At 69.3% G+C, this 15,666-nt stretch carries 13 protein-coding genes; 8 read left to right on the top strand and 5 right to left on the bottom strand.

The window, feature by feature from the left end; translation table 11 throughout:
- Positions 1-108 precede the first annotated feature (108 nt).
- Positions 109-1,449: an alpha-2,8-polysialyltransferase family protein gene (locus ACIRP7_RS07940; protein ID WP_403655212.1), complete on the bottom strand. Its 1,341-nt coding sequence runs from the start codon at positions 1,447-1,449 to the stop codon at positions 109-111.
- Positions 1,449-2,435, bottom strand: a complete 987-nt coding sequence (locus ACIRP7_RS07935; RefSeq protein WP_403655210.1) for a glycosyltransferase family 2 protein — start codon at positions 2,433-2,435, stop codon at positions 1,449-1,451. The genes ACIRP7_RS07940 and ACIRP7_RS07935 overlap by 1 nt, the downstream gene beginning before the upstream one ends.
- A 198-nt stretch (positions 2,436-2,633) precedes the next feature.
- On the opposite strand from ACIRP7_RS07935, the gene ACIRP7_RS07930 reads away from it, so the two are divergent.
- From ACIRP7_RS07930 to ACIRP7_RS07895, 8 genes are all read left to right on the top strand, one after another.
- Positions 2,634-3,977 carry a DUF6716 putative glycosyltransferase gene (locus tag ACIRP7_RS07930; RefSeq protein WP_403655208.1) on the top strand — a complete coding sequence of 448 codons (1,344 nt, stop codon included), beginning with the start codon at positions 2,634-2,636 and terminating at the stop codon, positions 3,975-3,977.
- Between the two features lie 35 nt (positions 3,978-4,012).
- A complete protein-coding gene (locus ACIRP7_RS07925; protein ID WP_403655206.1) occupies positions 4,013-5,254 on the top strand; it encodes a cytidylyltransferase domain-containing protein in 1,242 nt (413 codons plus the stop codon).
- A 15-nt stretch (positions 5,255-5,269) separates the two neighbouring features.
- Positions 5,270-6,211, top strand: coding sequence for an N-acetylneuraminate synthase family protein (locus tag ACIRP7_RS07920; RefSeq protein ID WP_393600448.1), 942 nt, complete (start codon positions 5,270-5,272; stop codon positions 6,209-6,211).
- Between the two features lie 108 nt (positions 6,212-6,319).
- Positions 6,320-7,393, top strand: a complete 1,074-nt coding sequence (locus ACIRP7_RS07915; RefSeq protein WP_403655928.1) for a hypothetical protein — start codon at positions 6,320-6,322, stop codon at positions 7,391-7,393.
- 88 nt (positions 7,394-7,481) lie between these two features.
- Positions 7,482-7,847 (top strand): SseB family protein, encoded by a 366-nt coding sequence (locus ACIRP7_RS07910; RefSeq protein WP_403655204.1) that lies wholly within the window; start codon positions 7,482-7,484, stop codon positions 7,845-7,847.
- Positions 7,844-8,443 carry a hypothetical protein gene (locus ACIRP7_RS07905; protein ID WP_403655202.1) on the top strand — a complete coding sequence of 200 codons (600 nt, stop codon included), beginning with the start codon at positions 7,844-7,846 and terminating at the stop codon, positions 8,441-8,443. Before ACIRP7_RS07910 ends, ACIRP7_RS07905 begins: the two co-directional genes overlap by 4 nt.
- Positions 8,443-13,176 carry a putative T7SS-secreted protein gene (locus ACIRP7_RS07900; protein ID WP_403655200.1) on the top strand — a complete coding sequence of 1,578 codons (4,734 nt, stop codon included), beginning with the start codon at positions 8,443-8,445 and terminating at the stop codon, positions 13,174-13,176. Before ACIRP7_RS07905 ends, ACIRP7_RS07900 begins: the two co-directional genes overlap by 1 nt.
- A 23-nt stretch (positions 13,177-13,199) precedes the next feature.
- The gene (locus tag ACIRP7_RS07895; protein WP_403655198.1) at positions 13,200-13,631 is read left to right on the top strand and encodes an SMI1/KNR4 family protein; all 432 of its coding nucleotides are present in this window, start codon (positions 13,200-13,202) and stop codon (positions 13,629-13,631) included.
- Between the two features lie 113 nt (positions 13,632-13,744).
- Here the strand turns inward: ACIRP7_RS07895 and ACIRP7_RS07890 are convergent, their stop codons facing one another.
- The 3 genes from ACIRP7_RS07890 to ACIRP7_RS07880 all read right to left on the bottom strand — a co-directional run bounded on the left by ACIRP7_RS07890 (position 13,745) and on the right by ACIRP7_RS07880 (position 15,666).
- Positions 13,745-14,689 carry a hypothetical protein gene (locus tag ACIRP7_RS07890; protein ID WP_403655196.1) on the bottom strand — a complete coding sequence of 315 codons (945 nt, stop codon included), beginning with the start codon at positions 14,687-14,689 and terminating at the stop codon, positions 13,745-13,747.
- A 64-nt stretch (positions 14,690-14,753) separates the two neighbouring features.
- Positions 14,754-15,413: a class I SAM-dependent methyltransferase gene (locus ACIRP7_RS07885; protein ID WP_403655194.1), complete on the bottom strand. Its 660-nt coding sequence runs from the start codon at positions 15,411-15,413 to the stop codon at positions 14,754-14,756.
- 10 nt (positions 15,414-15,423) lie between these two features.
- Positions 15,424-15,666 (bottom strand): DUF397 domain-containing protein, encoded by a 243-nt coding sequence (locus ACIRP7_RS07880; protein ID WP_403655192.1) that lies wholly within the window; start codon positions 15,664-15,666, stop codon positions 15,424-15,426.

The following is a 15,666-nucleotide window of genomic DNA, read 5'->3' as shown; positions in this document are numbered from 1 at the left end:
GGAGATCGCTCTTCGCTCAGCTCTCTCCAAGGGTTCACCTGGCCGACGGACAGGATTCCCCCGGTGTTCCCGGCCCACCGGAGCAACCCCCTCCCGAGCCCTTGGCGCCTATCGCCGTACGGCCTTCTTCAGGGCCCGCGCCCTGCGCACCACCCGGCGCGCCGTCGCGTTGTGCGGCAGGAAGGCCAGCCGCTCCGGAATGCCGCCCGGCAGCCCGAGCGAGGTCAGGCGCTTCTTACGGAAGTAGCGCCGGGTGCGCGGGCCGAAGTGCCGGGAGAGATACCGTTCCGCGGCCGGGCGCAGCGAGGGGTGGAGCTGCGCCTGCATCGTGAAACTCAGCGCCGTCACCAGGGCGTTGAGCGTGTTCGCGGGCACTGCCTCCTCGCCCTTGCGCTCCTCCAGATCCGGTAGCACCGCGTCCGCCAGCACGACTGGCACCCGGTTGCTGTTCTGGTACGGCGTCAGTCGCTCGAGGAGCAGTTCGGTGCCGATGCGGGCGGCCGGCAGGTCGTAGAGGGCGGAGGCCGTGAACAGGGCGGTGGAGAAGCAGCCGACGACCAGCGCGGGCCGGGCCTTCTCGAACAGCACCTCGGCGAGCACCGGGGTGTCCAGGACGGTGAGGTCCACGCCGAGCTGCTCCGCCTCGGCCTCCAGGGCACGGCTGAAGCGGGCCGGCGCGCTGGGGTGCGGCTTGAAGACGACCGCGCGGTGCCCCTTGGCGACCGCGCCCTTCAGCATCCGTATGTGCAGGGCCTCCTCCTCCTCGGGGGAGAGGATGTCCAGCGCGGAGAGGTACTGGCCGAGCAGCAGCGCCGCGTCGTCCGGCAGCGGCGGCAACTCCTCGACGGCGGTCAGTTCACCCATCGCCTTCAGGAAGGCGGACGTCGGCACCACGACCGGCGGCACGCCGAACTCGGTCAGCAGCATCGGCGTGAGGCCCGCGATCAGGTTTAGGTGGAGCAGGCGCCGCACGCGCGTGCCGACCAGCGGGTCGAGCTTGCTGCGGGTGGGGCCGTAACTCATTAGGCCGTCCGCGTAGACGTCGACCGGGGCGCCGGTGAAGATCTGGGCGACGGTGAGGGCGGGGGCGACCTGGAGGGACTCCAGGACCAGTTCGACCCGGTCCTCGCCCAGGCCCCACAGCAGTCGCAGATAGCGCTCGAAGAGGGGGACGTCGTCCGGGCGGGGCGTCCAGGAGCCCGGGTGGAAGGGGCGGATCGCCTCGTTCCAGGAGAGCACCTCGTCGAAGTGGTCGCGCAGCGGCGCGAAGCCCGGCATCTCGTCCAGCGGCGTCGACGTCTCCGGTGTCGCCGTGTTGTTGAACACCAGCAGCACCCGCCGCTCGGGTTCCTCGAAGAGGTCCGAGTCGATCGCGGCGGCCAGTGTGACCGCGCCGTACAGCGTGGAGGCGCAGAAGATTTGGGTCGTACGGGAACCGGTCGGGGGCATCACGCGGCCGCCTTCGCTGTGGTGACCCGTCGCCGCAGCCGCCGCAGCTTGGCGGAACGGCGCAGGTCCATGCTGTCGAGTACGTCACCGAGCGCGTCCTGCGGCATCCCCTTCATGGCCGCCGCGCTCATCGCCCGCAGCTGCCTGGCCACGGACGGCTCCCACTTGGACTCGTCGGAGAGATGGTGGGCCATGATCGCGCAGTAGGTACGCACCGCCTTGGGAAGCAGCTGGTCGGCGTCCCGGTCCGCGGCCGTCTCCTCGATGACCTGGTCGAAGGCGCGGATGAAGTCGAGCTGGCGGGCGTCGCCGATCTGGGTGAGGGAGGAGGCCACCCCGCGCCGGTAGAACACGCCCAGCAGGCTCACCACGGCGAACGACTCGGCCTCGCGGTGCAGCTTCCAGATCCACGGCCGGTCCTCGGCCGTGCGCAACCCGTCGGTGAAGTGCAGCAGGCCCTTGTCGAGCAGACGGCGGTGGTAGGCGCCGGCCCACGCGTACGCGTAGTCCACCGACGTCGAGCGGTCGGCGGGCAGGATCGCGTCCCGCGGGTTCAGCACCTCGCCCCGCCGCCCGATCGGGACCCGGTGCACGGTCCGGGCGCGCGCGACGGTCTGCACATGGTCGGTGCGGACGAAGTCGCAGCCCAACTCATCGATGGCGGCGACCAGTTGCGGGAGATAGCCCGGCGCGAGCCAGTCGTCGCCGTCCAGGAACGTCAGATACTCGCCGCGCGCCGCGTCCAGGCCGGTGTTGCGCGCGGTGGCGAGCCCTCCGTTCGTCTCGTGGTGGAGGACCCGCACCTGGGCGACGTCCGACAGCTCATCGGCCGCACGGTCGAGAATCGCCGGAGTTTCGTCTTTGGATTTGTCGTTCACCAGGACGAACTCGAAATCCCGGCGCGCATTCAGCCGAAGACTTCGGAGGGTGTCGGGGGCGTATTGCTGCACGTTGTAGAACGGCACGATGACGGAGAGCTTGGGCACCCGCAAAACGCTAGAAGGCGGTCCGGCTGCAGAACTTTACGGAAAGGAGACTGGGGGTGAACTCGATGTGTCGGATCGGTGCATCCCGTGTACTTCCCGGTCTTCGGCGGGCCAGTTCGGCTCTCGGTGGCCCTTTGTTAACTTCTCGTTGATTCACGGTTGGGCGGGACCTAGAAATTCCTTCCTAGCGTCGTCGTCGTGCCGCCAAGTACATCGAAGTCCCTTCGAATCGCCGTCCTCGCGGACTCCGACACCCGCTGGAAATGGGGTGCGCTGACCGCCGACCGCATCGCTCCGGATCCGTCCATGGAAGCCGGACCCCGAGGCGGGGCGCAAGCAGGCCCCGCGCTGGACGGATTCCTGCTGCGCGGCCGGGCCACCCCCACCGCACGCCAGCTCGAAGAGGTCGGCGTGCACGCGGACTCCCTGCGGGAGGTCACCGCGGCCGAGTTCCTGCGGGCCATGGCCGAGACGTCGTACGACCTCGTCGTGCTGGCCCTGGTCGGCGGCGGGGTCCAGGCGATGCTGCACGGGCTGGGGCGCGTCTGGGAGGGCCTCGAGAAGCGTCCCGTCGTCGTCACCGGCTATGTCGGTGTCGTCTACGAGAAGCTCGCCGACGGCCTGCTCCTGCGGCACGGGGCCGACCTGGTCCTCGCCAACTCCCGCCAGGACGCCGAGCGTTTCCGCGCGGTGTACGAGGGTGTGGGCGCGGACGCCTCCGCGGTGACCGAGGTGGCGCTGCCGTTCCTCGGCGGTGCGGCCTACGAAGGCGAACACGGCCCGTACACCGTGGTGTTCGCGGTCCAGCCCTCGGTGCCGGACAACCGCAAGGACCGCGTGTACCTGCTGAACCGGCTCATCCGGCACGCCCGGCTGCACCCCGAGCGCGAGGTGCTGCTCAAGCTGCGCTCCCGGCCCGGCGAACACACCACGCACATCGAGGAGTTGCCGTACCAGAAGCTGGTCCAGCGCCTCGAACCGCCGGCCAATTTCCGTCTGGTGTACGGCCACATGGGCGAGGTCCTGGACCGGACCGACCTGCTGGTCACCATCAGCTCCACGGCCGCGCTGGAGTCACTGCACCGCGGCATCCCGACGGCGGTCCTGACCGACCTGGGCATCCGCGAGGTCCTCGGCAACCACCACTTCGTCGGCTCCGGCTGCCTCGCCTCCTGGGACCAACTGGACGCGGGCCACCGGCCGGTGCCCGACGAGGAGTGGGTGGCCCGCCAGGGCGTGGCCGTGGACGGCCGGTACGCGCACGCCTTCGACGCGGCACGCGAGCGCATCACCAAGCTGCTGGCCTCGCCCGAGCTGCCCCCGCTGACCCCGTACTACACACCCGTCACCGCCCCCGGCTACCTCCCCGGCATCCTCGCCCGCCATCACCTGGGCCCCGACGGCACACCGCTGCCCGGCGCCCCCGCCCACGAAAGGGAGCCGGGCCCGGTCCGCCAGATCGTCCGCCGCGCGGCCCGCGGCGCCTACCGGCACGGGGTGCAGCGCGTGGCTCCGGTGATCCGGCGGATGGGGGAGCTGTGAACACCCTCCCAGGCCTCTCCCAAGGAGCAGACCCCATGTCCAACCCGCAAGCGGGCCAAGGCGCTTCGGAACGCCGCGTGCTCGCGGTGATTCCCGCGCGCGGCGGCTCCAAGGGCGTGCCCGCGAAGAACCTCGCCCCGGTGGGCGGTGTGCCGCTGGTGGCACGGGCCGTACGCGAGTGCCTGGCCACCCGGCTGGTGACCGATGTCGTGGTCTCCACCGATGACCAGGCGATCGCCGCCGCCGCCCGCGAGGCCGGCGCCGAGGTCGTGCTGCGCCCCGCCGCCATCGCCGGTGACACGGCCACCTCGGAGGCCGCCGTCCTGCACGCCCTGGACACCCACGAGGCCCTGCACGGCGCGGCCGTCGACGTGGTGGTGTTCGTACAGTGCACCAGCCCCTTCGTCGTCCGCGAGGACATCGACGGGGTCGCCGCCGCGATCGTCGAGGGCGGCGCGGACACCGCCGTCACCGTCGCCCCCTTCCACGGCTTCATCTGGCGGGACGCGGAGTCCTCACCGGACGCGGCCACCGGCGGCGGCCACGGCGTCAACCACGACAAGTCGTACCGCCCCCGCCGCCAGGACCGCCCCCAGGACCTCCTGGAGACCGGCGCCGCCTACGCGATGGACGCGCCGGGCTTCCGCAAGCACCAGCACCGCTTCTTCGGCCGTACGGAACTGGTCCGCACGGACCCCGCGCGCGTGCTGGAGATCGACGACCCGCACGACCTCGCGAGGGCCCGCGCGCTGGCGCCCCTCCTCGACGCCGACCGCGCCGGAGCGCTGCCGTCCTTCGACGACATCGACGCGGCCGTACTGGACTTCGACGGCACCCAGACCGACGACCGGGTGCTGATCGACGCCGATGGAAAGGAGTTCGTCTCCGTGCACCGCGGCGACGGACTCGGCATCGCCGCCCTGCGCAGGTCGGGCCTGAAGATGCTGATCCTCTCCACGGAGCAGAACCCGGTCGTCGCCGCCCGCGCACGGAAGCTGAAGATCCCCGTGCTGCACGGCATCGACCGGAAGGACCTCGCGCTGAAGCAGTGGTGCGAGGAGCAGGGCATCGCGCCCGAGCGCGTGCTCTACGTCGGCAACGACGTCAACGACCTCCCGTGCTTCGCCCTCGTGGGCTGGCCCGTGGCGGTCGCGAGCGCCCACGACGTGGTACGCGGCGCCGCCCGTGCGGTCACCACCGTCCCCGGTGGCGACGGCGCGATCCGAGAGATCGCCAGCTGGATCCTCGGCCCCTCTCTCGACTCCCTCGACAAGTAAGGAACGTTCCCCGTCATGTCTGTTAACTCCCGCCTCCGCACCTTCGGCACCGAGCGCATCGCCGGTCCCGGCCAGCCCGTCTACATCTGCGGCGAGATCGGCATCAACCACAACGGCGAGCTGGAGAACGCCTTCAAGCTCATCGACGTGGCCGCCGAGGCCGGCTGTGACGCCGTCAAGTTCCAGAAGCGCACGCCCGAGATCTGCACCCCGCGCGACCAGTGGGACATCGAGCGCGACACGCCCTGGGGCCGGATGACCTACATCGACTACCGCCACCGCGTGGAGTTCGGCGAGGACGAGTACCGCCAGATCGACGCGTACTGCAAGGAGAAGGGGATCGCCTGGTTCGCCTCCCCGTGGGACACCGAGGCCGTCGCCTTCCTGGAGAAGTTCGACGTGCCGGCCCACAAGGTCGCGAGCGCCTCCCTCACGGACGACGAGCTGCTGAAGGCGCTGCGCGCCACCGGCCGCACGATCATCCTGTCCTCCGGCATGTCCACCCCGAAGCAGATCCGCCACGCCGTCGAGGTCCTCGGCTCGGAGAACATCCTTCTCTGCCACGCCACTTCGACGTACCCGGCGAAGGCCGAGGAGCTCAACCTCCGGGTCATCAACACGCTCCAGGAGGAGTACCCGAACGTCCCGATCGGCTACTCCGGTCACGAGACGGGCCTGCAGACCACGCTGGCCGCGGTCGCCCTCGGCGCGACCTTCGTCGAGCGCCACATCACCCTGGACCGCGCGATGTGGGGCTCCGACCAGGCCGCGTCGGTGGAACCGCAGGGCCTGCAGCGGCTCGTGCGGGACATCCGCACCATCGAGGCCTCCCTCGGCGACGGCGTCAAGAAGGTCTACGACTCCGAGCTCGGCCCCATGAAGAAGCTGCGCCGCGTCACCGGCGTCGTCGCCGAGGCGGAGATCGCCGCGGCGGCCGGCGAGCCGGTCTCGGTCTGAGCCACCAGGTACCGGGTCCCCGGCGACTGTCCGTCCGGGACCCGGTGTTCATTACGCGCGCCTCATGACCGCCTCATGAGCGCCTTACGACGGGACGGTCGTACGTCGATGAGCCCCCGCGCCGGGAACACCGGCCCCCACACTCTCGCGTTCGTGGAGAGCCCGGTCCAGCTGCTCAACGTGCTGGAGTGGGCGCACGGGCACGCGCCCGGCGCGCAGCTCACCCTCGTCGTGCTGTCCCCGACCGACCCCATGACCCGCGGCCAGCTGCGCCGCATGGCGGAACTGGCCCGCGAGGAGGGCCACGAGGTCCGCTGGGAGGAGGCGAGGGGCGGCCCCGCGGCCCCCTTCCACACCATCGGCGGCCTGGCGGGCATGCTCCGCAGGGCGGACCGCGTGGTCCTGGGCGACCCCTTCTCCCGCTATGTCCAGCTGTTGCTCACCATCACCAGGGCATCCGCCCTGGTCGTGGTCGACGACGGCACGGCGACGATGGAGTTCGTCGCCCAACTGGCCCGCGGCGAACGCCTGGTGCGCTGGCACCGCAAGGGCGGCCGCCCGAGCCCCCGCGACCTTGCCTTCGCCCCGATATCGTCGGCGGCCCGCAAGCGCCTGACGCCGGGGAAGGGCAGGGAAGTCGAGATCTTCTCCTCGATGCCGATGGCGGAGGCCCCGGCAGGCGTGACGGTCTCGTCCCACTCCTTCGCCTGGACCCGCGGCCGCTTCGGGCCGCCGCGCATCACGAAGGGCGCGGACATGGTCGGCACCTCGCTGGTGGAGACAGGCGTGGTGGACGCCGACCGCTATGTGGAGGCGGTCACCCGCCTGGCCAAGTCCCATGGCGCGACCCGCTACTTCGCCCACCGCCGCGAGTCGACGGAGAAGCTCCACCGGCTGGCCGTGGAGACGGGGCTGGAGATCGTCCGCCCCGACCTCCCACTGGAGCTGATAGCCCGACGCGGACCCATCGGCCGTACGATCCTCAGCTTCCCTTCGACGGTCGTGCACACCCTGCCGCTGGCGTTGGCGGGCACGGGGGTCCGCGTGGCCGTGTGTGACATCGACCCGGACTGGCTGACGGAGACGGCCTCACCGCGGGCGCAGGGGTTCTTGTCGGGGGTCACGGGGACGGCCCGGGATGTGCACCGGTTGTCGGCGGTGACGGCGGTACCGGCTGTCTGAAACACCGAGGGCGGCTCTCAGCCGAATCGTCTAGCATCGTCGTTCACTTGTGCGACGTTCGATCAGGGCTACGACGGGGGCGGCTGGTGTGAGTGCCGAGGCGGAGCGGGAACGGCGAGCGGAGATCGGGGAGTTCCGGCGCAGGGAGGTCCTGGTGCCGGTGGTCGACGGGTCGTTGCTGTCGGCGGAGGCGGGCGGGATTCGCTGGCTGTTCGCGTTCACGGATCTCGCGGCGCTGGAACGATTCGCCGAGGCGCGGGGCGAGGCCGTACCGGAGCGCATACCGGTGTACGGCGCGCGGTTGCTGGACCAGGTGATCCCCAGGGTGGACGGCCCGACGGGCATCGCGGTGGACGCGGGGAGCCCGACGGGTCTGGTGCTGCCCCCGGTTGCGGGGATCGTGCCGGACCCGGTGGCCGTGGACGCCTCTCCGGAAGGAGCTGGGGCGGCGTGAGCGACGGCTACCAGGTCGATCCGGAGGCGATGGAACGGATCACCCGAGGCATCAACCAGGCGATGGCGGAGCTCAAGGAGTTCGGCTTCGACATCGAGGCGAACCTGGGCCGCGGCTTCGACGACCTGTCGATGACCGGCCTGGAGGTGGGCGACGACGGCCTCCAGCAGGTCTTCGCCGACTTCTGCGACCGCTGGGGCTGGGGCGTGCGCTCGCTGATGCAGGACGCGAACGAGTTCGCGGGCCGGCTGGGTCTGTCGGCGGGGATCTACCACGAGCAGGAGCAGTACGTCTCCGACACCCTGAAGTCGGTGTGGACGGCCGGCACGGGCAACCCGTACCTGTCCCCGGACGAGGTGAAGGCACGGTCCTGGTCGGAGACGCTGAAGGACAACCCGGTCAGCCAGGTGGCGAACGCGGACTACAGCGCGGAGTCCTTCACGTCGGGCGCGGACGAGGTGAAGGCGGCCTGGACCCAGGCGGCGGAAGACGTCTCGACATCGACGGTGACGCCGGACGCGTTCTTCGATCCCCGGACGGACTGGCAGTGGAGCGGGCCTCCCTCCTCGACTTCTGACGGGGAGGGCGAGGACTGATGGGCTTCGGGGATCTGGTCGACGACTTCGGCGACGGTCTGGAGAGCGCGGCCGACGGCCTGAACAAGGGCGTCGGCGAGGCGGTCAACTGGGGCACGGACAAGACGGCGGGACTGCTGTCGGACGTGGGCGCCGACGGCGCGGCCGAGAAGGTCCGCGACTTCGGCGAGAGCGTGAACAACCGCCTGGGCGGCACGGTCGCCGAGCGCGCCCTCGGCGAGAGCGAGGACCCGAAGGAACTCGTACACGGCAGCGAGTCGGCGCTCCGCGAACGGGCCGGGCACCTGCGGAAGTTCGCGGCCGCCTTCGAGAACGTCGGCCAGGGCATGCGCTCGCTCGACCCGGGCGAGTGGCGGGGCCAGGCGGCGGACGCGTTCCGCGCGAAGTTCGACGTACAGCCGAAGCAGTGGCTGACGGCGGCGGACGCCTGCACGGCGGCGGCTTCCGCGCTGGAGTCGTACGCGGACACGGTCCGCTGGGCACAGCAGCAGGCGCAGGCGGCGATCGACGCCTACCGCAGGGCGCAGGACGCCTCACGACGGGCGGCGGACGCGTACGACGCGAAGGTGACGGCGTACAACCAGGCGGCCGACCGCTACAACGCGACCGCCGAGGCGGGCGGCGATCCGGGAGCGAAGCCGACGAAACCGGGCGACTTCGTCGACCCTGGGACGGCGGGCCGCGAGGAAGCACAGGAGATCCTGTCCCACGCCCGCCGTCTGCGCACGGACGCGGCGCAGGACGCCCGCCGCAAGCTGGCCGCAGCGCTGGAATCGGCCCCGTCCAAACCGGAGTTCACCGACCGCCTGGGCGCGGGAGTGGCAGACCTGTTCGTCGGCACCCAGCTCAACTCGGTCCACGTCCTCGGCGGCCTCCTGCGCGGCGGCACGGACGTCCTGAAACTGGCCCGCACGGTGAACCCGCTGGACCCGTACAACTTGACCCACCCCGGTGAGTGGTCGAAAAACTCGCAGTTGCTGCTGGCGGGTCTGGTGGGGACGGCGGCGCATCCGGAGCGGTTGCCGATGTCGATCCTGGGGACGGGGTGGTCGAGCGACCCGGGGGATTCGGCGGGGTATCTGCTCTCGAACCTGATCGGGGGGAAGGGCGCGGGCGGCCTGGGCCGGGCAGTTGGGCGTGACGCTCTGCGCGGGCTTGCGAAGGACGCGGCGACGGGAGCCGCACGGCAGGGCACGCGCCGGGGACTCATGGACGTCGCCCGGGAACTGAAGTGCAAACTCTTCGGCAGCGACCCGATCGACATGGCCACCGGCCGCATGTCGCTGCCACAGACGGATGTGACGCTCCCCGCGCGGCTGCCCCTGATCTTCACCCGCCAGTTCGAGTCGTCGTACCGGGCGGGCCGCTGGTTCGGCCCGTGCTGGACGTCGACGGCGGACCAGCGGCTGGAGATCGACGCCGAGGGAGTCGTCTTCGTCCGCGAGGACGGCTCGTTGCTGGCGTATCCGCACCCGGCGCCAGGCGTCCCGGTGCTACCGCTGGAGGGCGCTTCCTGGCCGCTGACGGTGGACGAGTGGGGCGACTACACGGTCACCGACCCGGAGTCCGGCCGTGTCTGGGACTTCGCGGGCCCGGGCGGCGACGGCATAGCCCTGCTTTCCCAGCTGATCGACCGCTCGGGCAGCCAGTGGCTCACCTTCGAGTACGACGACGAGGGCGCCCCCAAGGGCATCGTGCACTCGTCCGGCTACGACCTGAGGATCACAACCGAGGACGGCCGGATCACGGCCCTGCACCTGACCGACGACATCGAATTGGTCCGCTTCAGCTACGACGCGCATGGCCACCTGTCGACGGTGACGAACTCCTCGGGTCTGCCGACCCGCTTCACCAACGACTCCACGGGCCGGATCACCGCCTGGACCGACACCAACAACTCCTCGTACCACTACGTCTACGACGACGAGGACCGCTGCACGTCACAGGGTGGTGAGGCGGGCCACCTGAGCTACACGTACTCCTACGGCGACCCGGATCCGACCAGCGGGCACCGGACGGTCACGGCGGTCAACTCCCCGGGCCACAGCACCCGTTACGAGATCAACAGCGACCTTCAAGTGGCAGCGGTGACCACCCCGGACGGCGCCACGACCCACACCACCTACGACCGGGCCCACCGCCCGCTGACCGCCACCGACCCACTGGGCCGCACGCGTGGCTATGCCTACGACGAGGCGGGCCGCACGGTCCTGGCAGTCCGCCCAGACGGCCGCTACACCAGCATCGCCTACGACGACCAGGGCATGCCGGTGGCGATATCCGGCCCCGACGGCACCCACGTCAGCCAGCAGTTCGACGACTTCGGCAACCGCACGGCGGTGACCGACTCTTCGGGCACGACGACCCGCTTCACGTACGACGACCAGGGCCACCTGGCATCCGTCACGAACGCCCTGGGGCACACCACAAGGGTGCGCTGCAACCCGGCGGGCCTCCCCTTGGAGATCACCGACCCCCTGGGCGCGGTGACCCGCTACTCACGTGACGCGTTCGGCCGCCCGGTGAGGATCACCGACCCCACGGGCGCGGTGACGGCCCTGGAATGGACGGTGGAGGGCCGCCTGTCCCGCCGTACGGCGGCGGACGGCACAACGGAATCCTGGACGTACGACGGCGAGGGCAACTGCACCACCCACACGGACGCGTTGGGTGCGGTCTCCCGCTTCGAGTACACCCACTTCGACCTGCTGGCGGCCCGCACGGGCCCGGACGGGGTGCGCTACGAGTTCGCCCACGACACGGAACTGCGCCTGACAAGGGTCACGAACCCGCAGGGCCTGACGTGGAGTTATGAGTACGACCCGGCGGGCCGCCTGATCGCGGAGACGGACTTCGACGACCGCACGCTGACCTACGCGCACGACCCCGCAGGCCAACTGAGCACCAGCACCACGGCATCCGGCGAGCCGATCACCTTCTCCCGTGACGTCCTGGGCCGGGTGATCCGCAAGGAGGCGGCCGGGGCGATCACGACGTACGGGTACGACCTGACGGGCGCCCTGACGGAGGCGGCGGGCCCGGACGCAGTCCTGAGGCTGCACAGGGACGAGGCCGGCCGCGTCCTGTCGGAAACGGTCAACGGCCGCACCCTCACCCACGCCTACGACGAGCTGGGCCGCAGAACGGGCCGCACCACCCCCACCGGCGCGACGACGAGCTGGTCGTACGACGCGTCGGGCAACCGCACCGGCATGGTGGCATCGGGCCGCACTCTGACCTTCACCCACGACGAGGCAGGCCGCGAACTGGGCCGCCACATAGGCGAGTCGGTGACCCTGACTCAGTCCTTCGACCCACTGGGCCGCCTGACAAAACAGGATCTGGTCGGCCCCACGGGCAACCGCCTCCAACACCGCGCGTACACCTACCGCGCCGACGGCAACCTGACGGCCATCGACGACGACCTGAACGGCACCCGCCGCTTCGACCTGGACCTGGCTGGCCGAGTCACGGCGGTCCACGCGACGAACTGGACGGAGAGGTACGCGTACGACGAGGCGGGCAACCAGACGTCGGCGAGCTGGCCCTCCAGCCACCCCGGACACGAGTCGACGGGGGACCGCACCTACACAGGCACCCGCATCACCCGCGCCGGCGCCGTCCGCTACGAACACGACGAAGCGGGCCGCATCACCCTCCGCCAGAAAACCCGCCTGTCCCGCAAGCCGGACACCTGGCGCTACGAATGGGACGCGGAGGACCGCCTGACGGCGGTGACAACCCCCGACGGCACGCGCTGGCGCTATCGCTACGACCCCTTGGGCCGCCGCATCGCGAAGCAACGCCTGGCCGGTGACTGCGCCTCGGTCCTGGAACAGGTGGACTTCACCTGGGACGGCACGACTCTCTGCGAGCAGATGACGAGGTCCCCGTCCCACCCGAACCCGGTCACCCTGACCTGGGACCACCAGGGCCTGCACCCGATCGCCCAGACGGAACGCATCACAGCCGCCGACGCCTCCCAGGACGAAATCGACTCCCGCTTCTTCGCCATAGTGACCGACCTGGTCGGCACCCCGACGGAGTTGATCGACGAATCAGGCGACATAGCCTGGCGCACCCGCAGCACCCTATGGGGCACAACGGCCTGGGCTGCGGACAGCACGGCATACACACCGCTCCGCTTCCCGGGCCAGTACTTCGACCCTGAAACCGGCCTCCACTACAACTACTTCCGCCACTACGACCCCGAAACCGCGCGTTACCTCACTTCCGATCCGCTCGGCCTCGGTCCGGCCCCTAATCCAGCGACCTACGTCGGCAACCCTCTGGCCTGGACCGACCCGCTCGGGCTCACACCGTGCGAAGATGCCGCGAGAAAAGCAGCGGAGAGAAAGGAGACCGTACTCGGCAAGACAGTGCCGGCCCGAACCGAGGCTTCCGTGGGCACTGCTACGGATCACAACTACAAGCGAACGTTCTTCAAGGCTAACCCGGATCTCGAAGGCGAGGTAGTTGTCCACCATGCTATCGAACAGCAAATCCTCAAACGTTACCCCGGCTTGTTCTCGCCGGACGAGATACACTCATTGGAAAATCTTCGAGGAATACCCAAAGGTGACATAAACAGCCGAGTGCATCTCAGTGAGATACGTGTTTCGTGGAATCGCTTCTACGATGCCCATCCCAATCCGACTCGCCAGCAAGTGCTCGATCATGTTACTCATGTCGATGATACGCTTGGCCATTGGTTCCGTCCGCGTATCAGGTAGTCCGGCACCGTCAGAGGATTCACATGTGGCGTGAAATCAGCCTTGAATTTTCGAATGTAGAGCTTCATGATCCCACCACTGAAGACGCCGTGGTGCTGATTGAAGAACGACTTGGGCAGTCGGTTCCGCCGCCGCTTCGATCTCTTCTTGCGGAGACCGACGGAATCAACGCCGAGTATGGAGTAGAAATTGTTTGGTCGGCTGAGAGGATTCTCGCCGAGAACGTCTCGCTCCGCAATAATGAACAGCTCCGGAACCTCTATATGCCCTTCGATCCGCTCCTCTTTTTCGGTGACAACGGTGGCGGAGATCAATTCGCCTTCGTTCGGACGCCTGAACGGGATGATGTGTTCGTCTGGGATCACGAAACGGACAGCAGGAACTGGATCTCGCCTTCCCTTGAGAGCTTCTTGCGAAGCGCCTTGGGGAGCGGGGGCGAGGACTGGTATCGCTAACGGCCTATTAAACGGGCGGCAGAAAAGGCTATGACATGGGGTGCCTTTATGTCTGCTGCCTTTGTGAGTCGCCCGTAGATGTCCTGTGCTTGAAGCGTTCGTGGCCACGACTTCTATGAGTCGGTCCAGCGGTGCGGGTGACCGGATGGATCTGCGGTGAGCCAGGTTCCGTCGCCAAGGGGCTGGATGTCGTAGGGATCGTCAGAGCGCGGGTCGAACTCCGTGCGGACTCGGCCCGAGCGCACATCGACGCGGTAGTGACGGAACCACTCCTGCTCGTCCTCGCTTTCGCCGGTGAGGGTGACGATGACAGTGTCCGGACTCAGGTACCCGCCACTCCAGTCCACGTAGACCTCGTCCGGGTCGTGTCCGAAGGCGTCGACGGAGAGGGCGAACGTCACCTCGCCGTCGGGGTAGGTGTGGATGGCGATGTCGGCCTGCTCGTGGTGAACGGTCATGAAGTGGTGTCCGTCGGGTGACAGGTCGATGAGGCAACGATCGCTCCAGGGATAGCGGAAGAGGTCCATCCGGTCCCCGGTCAGCGACGCACGGTAGATGACCGAGCCGTCCTGTCCTTCGCCCACATCGAGGAGGACCTGATCACTCGCCGGGTCCCGCAGTTGCTGTCCGCCGTGCCCGACGGTCCGGAGATCCGCCTGCGCGGTGACCGTTCCCGCCTCGGCGTCCAGGGCGACCCACTGGTCGGGTCGGTTCCGGCCGGCCATGGCGTCAGGCCGGTAGACCCACACCACACGGTCGTCCCACGACAGCACACAGCTGGGCCGGTGTCCGTGCTGCCGGTCCGACTGTGGCTCGAACTGCGACCGCCAGACCTCGGCCCCGTCCGCCGTCACGCAAACGGCCGCATTGAGGGTCGTGTAGTAGGCGTGCTGAAGACCAGCGGCAACGGCGTGGTCAACTACATCGTCCTCGGGAGCCGGCCGAAAGACCATCGCGGGCAGCAGCACGCCCTTGGCATCGGCAGCCAGGTCATAGGCGCAGATGTGCCCGTCAACGAGCCGCGTGACGAGTTGCAGGGAGCGCGGGGATTGAGCCATGCGTCGGAGGTTAGCGCCCGAGCAGATCTTCGTTCCGGGGCCCTGGCGGGCTCCGGCCTGTCGCCTACGCCGGTTTCTGCGCCACCAGGTACGCGCGGGCCAGCTTTTCCTCGCCCAGGGGCTCCACGAGGACTCGGAGGATCACCTGGAAACCTGCCTTGGTGAGGGGCTCGGCGACCGCCTCCGGTGCGCGCAGCCAGTAGTCGAGGGAGATCTTGTGGCCGAAGCGTTCGTCCAGGTGCATGTGGGTGCCGCCGGGCGCGTACTGGAAGCCGATCAGGGCGTGGGCGCCGGGGGCGAGCACGCGGTGGAACTCCGCGAAGGCCGTGGGGAGGTGGTCGTCCGGGACGTGGATGATCGAGTACAGCGCGGTGATGCCGCCCAGGGTTTCCGAGGGTAGGTCCAGCGACGTCATCGAGCCCACGTGGAAGCGGAGGTTCGGGTGGGCTCTGCGGGCCAGTTCGACCATCTTCGGGGAGACGTCCACGCCGAAGACCCGAATGCCGAGGTCGTGGAGCGCCGCGGTCACGTGACCCGGGCCGCTGCCGATGTCGGCCACCGGGCCGGCGTTCTGCTCCTTCACCAGTTCCGCGAAGCCGGTGATCTGGGTTCTGTCCAGCGTGGGGATGCCGGCCCAGTCGGAGAACTGCTCGGTGTAGGGCTCGGCGATCGTGTCGTACGCGGTTCGGGCGGCCCGTATGAAGTCGGGGGTCTCGGCGTTCACTCGCTGCACCCTAGCGGGGCGTCACGGGGTGGCGGGTGGACTTTCCCTGACGGTCATCGGGGGCGAGGTGGGGGGACTTGAGGGCTTCGAGGAAGGTGGTGAAGGCACCGGGCGGGAAGGTGAGATTGGCGCTGGCCGGGCTCTTGGAGTCGCGGACGGCTATGTAGGTGGGGTGGGTTGAGATCTCCACGCAGGCGTTGCCGTCGCCGCCGCCTGAGTAGGACGACTTCCGCCAGTTTTCGCGCGTGCTCAT

This window comes from Streptomyces sp. NPDC102270 (genome assembly GCF_044766405.1).
Lineage (GTDB): Bacteria > Actinomycetota > Actinomycetes > Streptomycetales > Streptomycetaceae > Streptomyces.
This window is presented reverse-complemented; position numbering and strand designations above follow the sequence as displayed.